The sequence below is a fragment of the Bacillus sp. BML-BC051 genome (assembly GCF_019656175.1).
GTDB classification, from domain to species: Bacteria; Bacillota; Bacilli; order Bacillales; family Bacillaceae_G; genus Bacillus_A; species Bacillus_A mobilis.
Genome location: NZ_BPLI01000101.1, coordinates 1 through 12,757 on the forward strand (window position 1 = coordinate 1; position 12,757 = coordinate 12,757).

At 32.2% G+C, this 12,757-nt stretch carries 8 protein-coding genes and 1 pseudogene; 8 read left to right on the forward strand and 1 reads right to left on the reverse strand.

Annotated features, from left to right (window positions below):
- Nucleotides 1–899: 899 nt before the first annotated feature.
- The 6 genes and pseudogenes from hblC to K5S59_RS28485 all read left to right on the forward strand — a co-directional run.
- Nucleotides 900–2,219, forward strand: coding sequence for a hemolytic enterotoxin HBL lytic component L2 (gene hblC / locus K5S59_RS28460; protein WP_000850149.1), 1,320 nt, complete (start codon nucleotides 900–902; stop codon nucleotides 2,217–2,219).
- 61 nt (nucleotides 2,220–2,280) lie between these two features.
- Nucleotides 2,281–3,501 (forward strand): hemolytic enterotoxin HBL lytic component L1, encoded by a 1,221-nt coding sequence (hblD, locus tag K5S59_RS28465; protein WP_120450433.1) that lies wholly within the window; start codon nucleotides 2,281–2,283, stop codon nucleotides 3,499–3,501.
- A gap of 36 nt (nucleotides 3,502–3,537) precedes the next feature.
- The gene (gene hblA / locus K5S59_RS28470) at nucleotides 3,538–4,665 is read left to right on the forward strand and encodes a hemolysin BL binding component B (protein WP_000591969.1); all 1,128 of its coding nucleotides are present in this window, start codon (nucleotides 3,538–3,540) and stop codon (nucleotides 4,663–4,665) included.
- 375 nt (nucleotides 4,666–5,040) lie between these two features.
- Entirely contained in the window at nucleotides 5,041–6,441 is a 1,401-nt protein-coding gene (hblB, locus tag K5S59_RS28475; RefSeq protein ID WP_098873378.1) for a hemolysin BL regulatory component HblB, read from the forward strand.
- A gap of 678 nt (nucleotides 6,442–7,119) precedes the next feature.
- Nucleotides 7,120–9,525, forward strand: coding sequence for a PAS domain S-box protein (locus K5S59_RS28480; RefSeq protein WP_212981929.1), 2,406 nt, complete (start codon nucleotides 7,120–7,122; stop codon nucleotides 9,523–9,525).
- A 365-nt stretch (nucleotides 9,526–9,890) separates the two neighbouring features.
- Nucleotides 9,891–10,427, forward strand: a pseudogene (locus K5S59_RS28485) (spore germination protein); the annotation flags it as partial.
- A gap of 4 nt (nucleotides 10,428–10,431) precedes the next feature.
- Here K5S59_RS28485 and ansR read toward each other — a convergent pair.
- Nucleotides 10,432–10,809, reverse strand: a complete 378-nt coding sequence (gene ansR / locus K5S59_RS28490; RefSeq protein WP_000893573.1) for an HTH-type transcriptional regulator AnsR — start codon at nucleotides 10,807–10,809, stop codon at nucleotides 10,432–10,434.
- 183 nt (nucleotides 10,810–10,992) lie between these two features.
- Between ansR and ansA the strand changes: the two genes are divergently transcribed.
- A complete protein-coding gene (gene ansA / locus K5S59_RS28495) occupies nucleotides 10,993–11,997 on the forward strand; it encodes an asparaginase (RefSeq protein WP_000722314.1) in 1,005 nt (334 codons plus the stop codon).
- A 59-nt stretch (nucleotides 11,998–12,056) separates the two neighbouring features.
- A partial coding sequence (locus tag K5S59_RS28500) for a lyase family protein (RefSeq protein WP_259653025.1) occupies nucleotides 12,057–12,757 on the forward strand: 701 nt, incomplete at its 3' end.

A 12,757-nucleotide genomic window follows, 5' to 3' on the forward strand; every position in this document is an offset into this window, starting at 1 on the left:
ATTTTATGCAATTATACATAACTAAATAAAGGAAAAAAAGTATAAAAAGACCTATTATATTATTCTATAAGTATTTTTTCTAAAATAAAATTTCTTGGTTGAGCTAAAATAGTTATTTTTAACCGTATTACACATTAATTTGTAATCATTCCAATTACAGAAATGAAATTTACGAATAACTATATTTATATAATTTTTTTCGGGACATATTTTTATTTAACAGTGAATTATCGAGCTTAATCGACAAAATTTTTCTATTTACGCATTAAAAATTTAATGTTTTAATGAACAACATAACTGGTATGACCAGACAGAAAGGAGAAGGTTACGCTAATAGGAATTATAGTGAAGTTGTAAGTAACATTATGTTGGAAATATTTTTCTGAATAGTCTTTTTGTTTACGAGAGGTCAAGAATCAAATTGGTAATAAACGTGTTCTAAGTTTCTGCATAACAAAAGTGAAGTTATTCCGCAATAAAAGTATAAGCAATGTACAGTATAATTTCACCTTTTGTTGTCTAGTAAGGAGTTTGCTGACAAAACTAAGAGGGATATTATCAAATTGAAATTAAACAATGTTATGACAAGATTAACTGTAAGCATTGGTTTATTGATTCTCGCGGTTCTGTAAGTTAAACCGCAACCCTAGGGAAGAATTAATAAATTATTACTCATAGGGTGCCTGATTCAAATATATTTAATAAATTTTTGTTATTTATTTTTGAAAAATAGAGTATCGAAATGAGAGATAAATAAAATCCTTACATCCTATTAGAAGTGAAAAATAACGATATTAACCTATCTGAAAGATTTCTCCTTCCTAACCAGTTTACAAAGAGAAAGGTCGTACAAGTTATATGAATTAAGTTATAAAAACAATGGTAAAGGAGTGTACGGAATGAAAACTAAAATAATTACAGGATTATTAGTCACATCCATTGTAACTGGAGGAAATATTCCTATCAATACTCTCGCAACACCAATCGTTCAAGCGGAAACTCAACAGGAAGGCATGGATATTTCCTCTTCATTACGAAAATTAGGTGCGCAATCTAAATTAATCCAAACGTATATTGATCAATCTTTAATGAGTCCTAATGTACAGTTAGAGGAAGTCACAGCTTTAAATACAAATCAATTCCTAATCAAACAAGATATGAAGGAATGGTCATCGGAACTCTATCCACAGTTAATTCTATTAAATTCAAAAAGTAAAGGATTTGTAACAAAATTTAATAGCTATTACCCGACATTAAAATCGTTTGTAGACAATAAAGAAGATAGAGAAGGGTTTTCGGATAGACTGGAAGTACTGCAAGAAATGGCTATGACGAATCAAGAAAATACGCAACGGCAAATTAATGAATTAACAGATCTTAAATTACAGCTTGATAAAAAATTAAAAGATTTTGATACTGATGTGGCAACTGCGCAAGGCATACTAAGTACAGATGGAACAGGAAAAATAGATCAGTTAAAAAATGAAATATTAAATACCAAAAAAGCAATTCAAAATGATTTACAGCAAATTGCATTAATACCAGGGGCTTTAAATGAACAGGGATTTGCTATATTCAAAGAAGTTTATAGTCTTTCAAAAGAAATTATTGAACCAGCTGCTCAAGCAGGGGTGGCAGCGTATAACAAAGGAAAAGAAATTAACAACTCTATTCTAGAAGCTGAGAAAAAAGCAGTGCAAGAAGCAACAGAGCAAGGTAAAACTGCTCTAGAGATTGAATCAGCAAAAAAAGCAGCTCGTGAAGCAATTGAGAAAAGCAAACAAGGTGAAATAGCAGCCGCAGCCGCAGCAAAAACACAAGAGTATGACCTGATGAAGGTCATTGATACCGAAAAGATTAAGAAAACATTTGGCGTTTTTGCTGAAGTAAATAAATTAACAGCAGAACAGCGAGCATATTTAGATGATTTAGAGAAACAAAATCAAAAAATATATGATTTAACAACGAAATTATCAATAGCTGATTTACAAAAATCAATGCTTCTTCTTACACAAAATGATTTGCATACGTTTGCAAATCAAGTAGATGTAGAACTTGATCTACTAAAGCGCTATAAAGAAGATTTAAATCTAATAAAAAATAGCATTACAAAATTATCTACTAATGTTGATACAACTAACGAGCAGTCTCAAAAAGATACATTAAGACAATTAAAAAATGTAATAAGTTACCTTGAAGAACAAGTATATAAATTTTAATATAGCGTTTTTTGGGAATTCATAAAGATTATAAGCATTTAGCGAAAGAAGGAGAATAGTCATGAAAAAATTTCCATTCAAAGTACTAACTTTAGCTACATTAGCCACTGTTATAACTGCTACTACTGGTAACACTATTCATGCATTTGCACAAGAAACGACCGCTCAAGAACAAAAAGTAGGAAATTATGCATTAGGTCCCGAAGGACTGAAGAAAGCATTGGCTGAAACAGGGTCTCATATTCTAGTAATGGATTTATACGCAAAAACAATGATTAAGCAACCAAATGTAAATTTATCTAATATCGATTTAGGCCCAGAGGGAGGAGAGCTGCTCAAAAATATTCACCTTAATCAAGAGCTGTCACGAATCAATGCGAATTACTGGTTAGATACAGCGAAGCCACAGATTCAAAAAACGGCTCGTAATATTGTAAACTACGATGAACAATTTCAAAATTATTACGACACATTAGTAGAAACTGTACAAAAGAAAGATAAGGCAGGTCTAAAAGAGGGTATAAATGATTTAATTACTACAATCAATACAAATTCAAAAGAAGTTACAGATGTGATTAAGATGCTACAAGACTTCAAAGGGAAACTATATCAAAATTCCACAGATTTTAAAAATAATGTTGGTGGTCCAGATGGGAAAGGTGGATTAACTGCAATATTAGCAGGTCAGCAGGCAACGATTCCACAACTTCAAGCTGAAATTGAGCAACTTCGTTCTACTCAGAAAAAACATTTTGATGATGTATTAGCATGGTCAATTGGTGGTGGATTGGGAGCAGCTATTTTAGTTATTGCAGCTATTGGAGGAGCGGTAGTTATTGTTGTAACTGGCGGTACAGCAACACCGGCTGTTGTTGGTGGACTCTCGGCTCTTGGCGCAGCTGGTATCGGTCTAGGAACAGCGGCTGGTGTCACAGCATCTAAGCATATGGACTCCTATAATGAAATTTCTAACAAAATCGGAGAATTAAGTATGAAAGCAGATCGTGCTAATCAAGCAGTTCTTTCACTTACTAACGCGAAAGAAACATTGGCATATTTATATCAGACTGTAGATCAAGCGATATTGTCTCTAACAAATATTCAAAAGCAATGGAATACAATGGGCGCAAATTATACAGATTTACTGGATAATATCGATTCTATGCAAGATCACAAATTCTCTTTAATACCAGATGATTTAAAAGCCGCTAAAGAAAGTTGGAATGATATTCATAAAGATGCAGAATTCATTTCAAAAGATATTGCTTTTAAACAGGAGTAGAACTGAAATTTAAAACCTAAATTGGAGGAAAATGAAATGATAAAAAAAATCCCTTACAAATTACTAGCTGTATCGACGCTATTAACTATTACAACTGCTAATGTAGTTTCACCAGTAACAACTTTTGCAAGTGAAATTGAACAAACGAATAATGGAGATACGGCTCTTTCTGCAAATGAAGCGAGAATGAAAGAGACCTTGCAAAAGGCTGGATTATTTGCAAAATCTATGAATGCCTATTCTTATATGTTAATTAAGAATCCTGATGTGAATTTTGAGGGAATTACCATTAATGGATATGTAGATTTACCTGGTAGAATCGTACAAGATCAAAAGAATGCAAGGGCACATGCCGTTACTTGGGATACGAAAGTAAAAAAACAGCTTTTAGATACATTGAATGGTATTGTTGAATACGATACAACATTTGATAATTATTATGAAACAATGATAGAGGCGATTAATACAGGGGATGGAGAAACTTTAAAAGAAGGGATTACAGATTTACGAGGTGAAATTCAACAAAATCAAAAGTATGCACAACAACTAATAGAAGAATTAACTAAATTAAGAGACTCTATTGGACACGATGTTAGAGCATTTGGAAGTAATAAAGAGCTCTTGCAGTCAATTTTAAAAAATCAAGGTGCAGATGTTGATGCCGATCAAAAGCGTCTAGAAGAAGTATTAGGATCAGTAAACTATTATAAACAATTAGAATCTGATGGGTTTAATGTAATGAAGGGTGCTATTTTGGGTCTACCAATAATTGGCGGTATCATAGTGGGAGTAGCAAGGGATAATTTAGGTAAGTTAGAGCCTTTATTAGCAGAATTACGTCAGACCGTGGATTATAAAGTAACCTTAAATCGTGTAGTTGGAGTTGCTTACAGTAATATTAATGAAATGCACAAGGCGCTTGATGATGCTATTAACGCTCTTACTTATATGTCCACGCAGTGGCATGATTTAGATTCTCAATATTCGGGCGTTCTAGGGCATATTGAGAATGCAGCTCAAAAAGCTGATCAAAATAAATTTAAATTCTTAAAACCTAATTTAAATGCAGCGAAAGACAGTTGGAAAACATTACGAACAGATGCTGTTACATTAAAAGAAGGAATAAAGGAATTAAAAGTGGAAACTGTTACTCCACAAAAATAGGGAAATATTAATTCTGTTGTAAAGTGAACTAAAACATAGAAAGTCTATGATTACACTGTTAAACAGAAAAGTAATAATTAATAAATCCTTATATAACAGAAAGGCGGAGTCTCATTAAAGACTTCGCCTTTCAATTATATATAAGTATGATTCGAATAAAAAATAACCTTTTAGTTTAATTGCTTTTTTAAAATTTGCAACAGAATCAGTTAATTTGAAGCAGATTATATACATTTTCTTTAATACTTAATGATTTGAAGGCTGCTAAAGAAAGTTCAAACGATACTGATAAAAGATGTAGAACTCATTTTGAAAGACATCGCTTTTTAATAAGATTAGAACTTGAAACCATACCTTATATAGGAGGAATACGAAATGATGAAAAAAATTCCTAATAAACTACTCGCTGTATCAGCGTTTTTAACTATAACAACTACTTATGCAGTCATACCACTAGAAACTTTTGCAATTGAAATTGAACAAACGAACACTGAAAATATGTCTCTTTCAGCAAATGAAGAACAGATGAAAAAAGCTTTGCAAGATGCTGGTTTATTTGCAAAAGCTATGAATGAATATTCTTATTTGCTAATTAATAATCCAGATGTGAGTTTTGAAGGAATAACTATTAATGGAAATGCAGATTTACCTAGTAAAATTGTACAAGATCAAAAGAATGCAAGAGCACATGCTGTTACATGGAATACACAAGTAAAAAAACAGCTTTTTGATACATTGACAGGCATTATAGAATACGATACAAAATTTGAAAATTATTATGAAACATTAGTAGAGGCGATCAATACTGGAAATGGAGATACTTTAAAAAAAGGGATTATAGATTTACAGGGAGGAATTCAACAAAATCAAAAGTCTGCAAAAGCATTAATAGAAGAATTAATTCAATTAAAAAATGCTATTGGAGAAGATGTTAGAACATTTGGAAGTCATAAAGAGACATTGCAATCGATTTTAAAAAACCAAGGTGCTGATGTGGAGGCTGACCAAAAGCGTCTAGAGGACCTTTTGGGACAAGTAAAATATCAGAAAGACATAGAATCTAAGGGCTTAGACATGGTGAAAATCCCCTTTATTCCAACCTTGATTGCTGGTGGCATAATGATAGGTGATGCAAGAGGTAAGTTAGGTTGGCTAGAACCTGAATTAGAAAAATTGCGTCAGACTGTAGATTATAAAATAACATTGAATCGTGTAGTTGGAGTTGCATTTCATAATATTAGTGATATGCATAGTATGCTTGATAGTGCTATCACTGCTCTTACTTATATGTCTACGCAATGGGAGGATTTAGATTCTCAATATTCGGGTGTACTGGGACATATTGATAAAGCTGATCAAAAAGCTGATCAAAATAAATATAAATTCTTAACCCCTAGCTTGAATGCAGCGAAAAACAGTTGGAAAACATTAAAAACAGATGTTGTCACTTTGCAAGAAGGGATAAAAATTGCAGAGAAAAAAGAACAGGATTTTTTGAATCAGCTTCGTCCATCAAACGTTTTCTACTTTTATAAAAAAATTCATAACGCATACACTTTTGAAATAAAGACTGGAACAAATGCGCCAAATGCGTCTTATAAAGTTATGAATTTAACTAAAAACACTGTTCATAATATGTGGAGTGGAGGGGCTAATACTAACATGTGGGCTGATTGGCTTTCATTCAATCCAAATGATGAATTTGCGGTAGTAGCAGTAGTGGATGGTAAAGAATATGTTGTGTATAAAGACAAAGTACAAAATATAATGAACTGAATCTGAAAGTAACGAAGTAATTGGAGCTGGACAATAAACTAGACAACAAGTTAATTGAAAAATCTCCTTATATCCTAGAATATTTTGCTCAAGAAAAAGAATTTGTTCAGCGAAAAAGTAAATATTGAACCAAGGAGTTAGTTGTCTTATGTATATGGTTTTATCGAAAGGTTTCAAGTACATTACTCATACAATTATGTAGTTATCCTGAAGCATCTACAGGTGTTCTTATCGACCTTGAAGAACCACTTAGCTTCCTAAGTGGAGTGATTTTATGCAAAATTAAGTGAACGTTTTTGTACATAGATTAGTTGACATTTATATAGGTTTTTTCCATTTTCAAAGATAGTTTTGTTTTTTATGTTATTTTTCAAAAATTACTGCTGAAATTTCTATATTCATGACTCAGCATATAATCATTGTTTGATGAAATGACATACCACGTCCCTTAGAGTTTCAGACATATTACGATAACTTAAAGAAAAAAGATAATAGTAGTCAACGGTTACTATTATCTTTTTTGAACTATTTTTCATTAAAATATCTCATCTGCTGTGCCCCTTATTTACTTTTCTAAATTTTATCCTAGTTTAAAATTTATGCATTTGAACTGTTTATACAATTTGTAGGATTTTTAGCTTTTTTGTCGAATACACTTAATGCAAGGAGGGACATTACATGATTATTAAAGATTATTTCATCAACCTTTCTATTTTTTCTTTATTAGTTAGCGCAGCAATATTTATTCAAGTGTTTACAATTAATTCTAGTCGATATTTCGAAAAACTCTATGGAGGGATTATTGCAGTTACGTTAATGTTCTTTTCTGTTCCATACATGGGATTTTCCTACGATCTTCGAGTTGTTCCTCTTATTCTATCTTTTATTTACTTTGGTCGTATTGCTGGTTGGATTACGTTAATTAGCATAATTTTAATGCGTATCTTTTACATTGGAGGGTATTGGGAACCTCCTATGATTGCTTATTTAGGTATGGGGATTCTATTTTCTACTTTTAAAACTTATTTAAAAAAACTACATCCTTTTAAAGGTGCATCTTTATATTTTTCTGTTTTTATTGGAATAAAGTGGGTAGTTGGGGTGTTATTTAATACTACATTACTTTACACAGGAGGCTTATTATATATAGTGTTAGGACTTTTAATTGGGCTATTTCTTATGGAAGCCTACCAGAGATTGTATTATTTAACACAGGACTTATCTAAAATGAATCGAGAATTAAAAAAATCGAAGCAAGAACTTACAGATACCGTGCATGAGCTTCAAGGAGGAATTTTTAAATTTAAAAAAGTGGGTAAGCACTTTATACACACTTTATGTGATGGGCAGTTTTATTATCAAAACGGATTTTATTCTGAACAGGTGGTAGGAAAAAGCTTACGTACTATTGATGCTTCTATTATTCCTCCACATTTAGTTCCACAATTGATGAAGTACTATCTTCAGGCATGGGAAGGAAACGAAATTATATTTGAATTACCTTGGCCAAATGATAAAACTATTATTCTTATTGCGCTTAGGCCGATTAAACGAAATGGACAAGTTATTGAAGTTGTTGGTTCTACAGTTGATATAACCGAAAGGAAAAAGGTAGAATCAGAATTAAGCGCTACCAAAGAATTATTAGAATCATTTATAAAGCACAATCTAGATGCTATTACCATTTCTGATCGAGAAGGGCATATTTTACAAGCTAATAAAGCTTATGAAAAGATATTTGGGTGGTCATCACAAGAAATCATAGGTAAGAGATTACCTTGTGTACCAGATTTTTTAATGGAAGAATCGCTTGAAGATATTCAGAAAATTCTAACAGGAGAATCGGTAGTTACTAGATTAGAAACTGTTAGACAACGGAGCGATGGGAGTCTTCTTGATATCAGTCTGACAGTTTCTCCTATACTAGATGTAAGAGGAAATGTGATAGCTTTATCAGCAATATGTAGAGACATCTCTGAAAGAAAACAAGCAGAAAGAGAACGGCATCGATTACACCAGCAATTAAGAGATAGTGAAATGAAGTACCGTGCACTAATCGAACAAGCAACTGATGCGGTATATGTAGTAGAGCTGAATGAAGATAATGTTCCAAGTCGATTTATTGAGGTAAACCCTGTTGGGTGTAGAAGATTTGGATATAGTAGAGAAGAGTTGCTCTCATTATCATTTTCAAATATAGTACCACAAGATTCTCAAATGATCGTAAAGCTATTAGAAAAAATTAAAAAGGGACAAACTTCCTTCACTTTGCAAGATGAATATGTTTTTCCAACAGGAAAAGTAATAACAACTGAGTTTAGTGTTCGTGTTTTTAACTTAAATGGTAAAAAGGTTTTCCTAAGTATTTCTCGTGATATCACTGAACGGCTAAAAACAGAAGAATTATTACGAAAATCTGAAAAACTTGCTGTTGTAGGACAATTAGCGACTGCAATGGCTCATGAGATTAATAATCCATTAACTGCAATGAAAGGGTTCATGCAATTACTAAAATCAACGGAAAATGAGAATAATCAGGGGTATATTAATATAGTATCATCAGAGATTGAGCGTATAGAGAGTATTACAAATGAATTTATGACGGTAGCCAAACCACAGGTGGTAAAAATACAACTTAATGATATTAGTGTGCTAATGGATCAAGTTTTAATGCTACTACAACCTCAAGCAATGATGAACAATATAAAAATTAGAATCGATCTTAACCCTGGTATTCCATTAATTTCATGTGAAGGAAATCAGTTAAAGCAAGTATTTGTTAATATAGTAAAAAATGCAATTGAATCTATGCCGATGGGAGGGGAAATTCTCATTCAATTAAATATACTTGATAATAATCAATTAAGCATTCGTTTTATCGATCAAGGGTGTGGGATTCCAAAAGAACGTATACCATACCTCGGAGAACCTTTTTATAGTATTAAAGAAGAGGGGATTGGCTTAGGATTAATGATTTGTTATAAAATTATTGAAACACATCAGGGAAAGATATTTATTGAAAGTGAAGTGAATAAGGGGACTACAGTTGAAGTCACTCTCCCTATTTGTACACCTCAAAATTAATATATTCTTTTACTGAAATTTTTTAAGAAACCATACAGAATGTAATGCTAATGTTACTTAATGAAATAATAAAGAGAAGAACACTGGTAAATGTACCCTATAGAATAGACACTTGAAAAAGCTTGTTATAAAAACATCCTTTCTTTCGAACTAAAAGAAAGGATGTTTTTAATATTGTAATTATGCTCGAAAACATTTCTGGTTTTTACTTTTAATACATTTTTTAACTAATTTTGGTTAAGTATTTTCAAAGGTTTTATTATTAATTCAGTAAGTATACTTACATATCACCATCCCTAATTTTAAAAATAGCAATTTCCTGAAAACTATATATAGTTTCTTTCTGAAAGGAAGGGTATTATCAATTGAAACCGCATGAAAGAGTATCTGTTTACTCTATAGAATCTTTACAGGATTTAATGAAATTACTAAAAAAATCTAAAGATTTTATAACGTTGGAAATTGCTTCTAATAATTCCTCTATAGTCATTTCATATTTTAGAACATTAATCGATGTAAATATATTTCATGAAGAGATTTTGACTTATATAAAAGAGAAGAGTTTCGATTCGTTACAAGATATTCAGTCTGTCTTACCCTTTGAGAATTCAAAAATAACAAATCAAATGGAAGATATTCAGGATAGTATTTTAAATGGCCATATACTGATTCAGTTCGATACAGATAAATTAAATTGTTTGTTAGTAAATGTGTCAAAGAAAGAAAAAAGGGATATTACAAAAGCCGAAATTGAATACAATATTGTGGGTCCACAAATCGCATTTGTCGAAGATTTAGATGTAAATTTAAATCTAGTACGTAGAAAGCTTCCAACACCTTATTTACAAATTAATTGTCTAAGTATTTCTAAGTTTAAAGAGTGCAGTGTCTTCGTTTTTTATTGAATCAACTTTTACATGTTGGTTCAATATTTTCTATTCTCTTGGAATTTAGTTCTCGTTTACTTCTCACAAAAGCAATAAAATCTATGATCTCTTCTGTTGACAGTGCTTCTCCATCTATTAAAAGTGTTGGATCTGGATCTTTTAGGAGGCTTGTAATATCAATGACGTCTTTGTTTTGATGTGAATGTTCAATTCTGCCTAATATATAATCTACAGACGTATCAAATAAATCGGCTATTTTAGATAAAGATTGTAATGAAGGTAATCTATAACCATTTTCATAACCAGCATAGGTGCTTTTCGCAATCCCAAGTCGATCTGCTGTCTCTTGTAGGGACCATTTTTGATTTTTTCTTAATTTAGATAAACGTTCCAGCATTCGTCTCATACCCCATCTAATTTTATTAAATTAATTATAACATAGAAAAAGAATCAAGAATAGAAAAAAGTACGCGTATCGAATACAAAATCTTGATTAATTTAAATTAAGTTCTATAATGATAAATATAAATACGCATTACGCGAACGATATATCGTTGTTTATTTTATGGAGGGGTTGTGTATGAAGAAAATTTTATTACTTGCAACTGGTGGGACAATTGCATCTGTGGAGGGGAGTGAAGGGCTTGTTCCAGGATTATCTGCTGAGGAATTATTGAATTATTTTTCGAGGTCATCTCGAAACTTAGAAATAGATTGTAAAATCTTAATGAATATTGATAGTACCAATATGCAACCTGAGCACTGGAAAGAAATAGCTAATGCTGTTTTTAATCATTATGATGACTATGACGGGTTTGTGATTACACATGGAACGGATACGTTAGCTTATACATCTTCCGCCTTATCTTATATGCTTCAAGGTTTAAGAAAACCAGTTGTTTTAACAGGTTCACAAGTACCTATCAGTTTTAAAAAGACAGACGCAAAGAAAAATGTAGCTGATGCTCTTAGATTTGCCTGTGAGGATGTTGGCGGTGTGTTTATTGTTTTTGATAGTAGGGTGATTATTGGGACGAGAGCAGTTAAAATGCGAACAAAAAGTTATGATGCATTTGAAAGTGTGAATTATCCATATGTTGCTGAAGTAAATGAAGATGAAGTGAAATATCATTGGAAGCCAACGTCTTCCCATAATGAACTTTCAATAGATACTAATTTATGTACAGATGTTTTTCTTATGAAATTGTATCCAGGTACAAAGCCAGAGATGTTTGATTGTTTAAAAGATTTGTATAAAGGGGTTATTATTGAAAGTTTTGGTAACGGCGGATTACCTTTTGAAGGAAGGAACTTGCTTTCGAAAATTCAAGAATTGACTGAAATGGGGATTGCTGTAGTGATTACTACTCAATGCCTGGAAGAAGGAGAAGACATACTTCTCTATGAAGTAGGACGAAAAGTGGCGCAACATCAAGTAATATTATCTGGAGATATGAATACGGAAGCCATCTTAGCAAAATTGATGTGGACGCTTGGAAAAACTAATAAATTAGAAGAGATTAAAAAAATTATTGAAGAGCCTTTAGCCTATGATTTAACAATAAAATCTGATAAGGATTGGTAATGACTCCATATGATTTATTTAGGTTTTACATTTAATATAGGGGAGAAATTAAAATGTCAATGATAAACAAGAACATGCGAGTGGAGAAGGATTTTTTGGGAGAAAAGGAATTACCTATTAAGGCATATTACGGAATTCAAACTTTACGCGCTGTTGAAAATTTCCCGATTACAGGGTACAAAATTCATGAAAGTTTAATTAGAGCGTTCGCAATTGTAAAAAAAGCAGCAGCGCTTGCGAATACAGATGTAGGAAGATTGGAATTGAACAAGGGCGGCGCGATCGCAGAAGCTGCTCAAGAAATTCTTGATAGAAAATGGCATGATCATTTTATCGTAGATCCAATCCAAGGCGGAGCAGGTACTTCAATGAACATGAATGCAAATGAAGTCATTGCCAACCGTGCTCTTGAATTACTAGGAATGGAAAAGGGAGACTATCATTATATTAGTCCAAATAGCCATGTAAACATGGCGCAATCAACAAACGATGCATTCCCAACGGCGATTCATATCGCTACATTAAACGCATTAGAAGGTTTATTACAAACGATGGGGTATATGCACGATGTATTTGAATTAAAAGCAGAGCAGTTTGACCATGTTATTAAAATGGGTCGTACACATTTACAAGACGCTGTGCCAATTCGTCTTGGACAAGAATTTAAAGCGTACTCTCGTGTACTTGAACGTGATATGAAACGAATTCAGCAATCACGTCAACACTTATATGAAGTGAACATGGGAGCAACTGCAGTTGG

Coding starts and splice junctions, on each gene's coding strand:
- ansA (WP_000722314.1), top strand. CDS start 10,993: ATGAAGAAAATTTTATTACTTGCAACTGGTGGGACAATTGCATCTGTG.
- ansR (WP_000893573.1), bottom strand. CDS start 10,809: ATGCTGGAACGTTTATCTAAATTAAGAAAAAATCAAAAATGGTCCCTA.
- K5S59_RS28480 (WP_212981929.1), top strand. CDS start 7,120: ATGATTATTAAAGATTATTTCATCAACCTTTCTATTTTTTCTTTATTA.
- hblD (WP_120450433.1), top strand. CDS start 2,281: ATGAAAAAATTTCCATTCAAAGTACTAACTTTAGCTACATTAGCCACT.
- hblA (WP_000591969.1), top strand. CDS start 3,538: ATGATAAAAAAAATCCCTTACAAATTACTAGCTGTATCGACGCTATTA.
- hblB (WP_098873378.1), top strand. CDS start 5,041: ATGATGAAAAAAATTCCTAATAAACTACTCGCTGTATCAGCGTTTTTA.
- hblC (WP_000850149.1), top strand. CDS start 900: ATGAAAACTAAAATAATTACAGGATTATTAGTCACATCCATTGTAACT.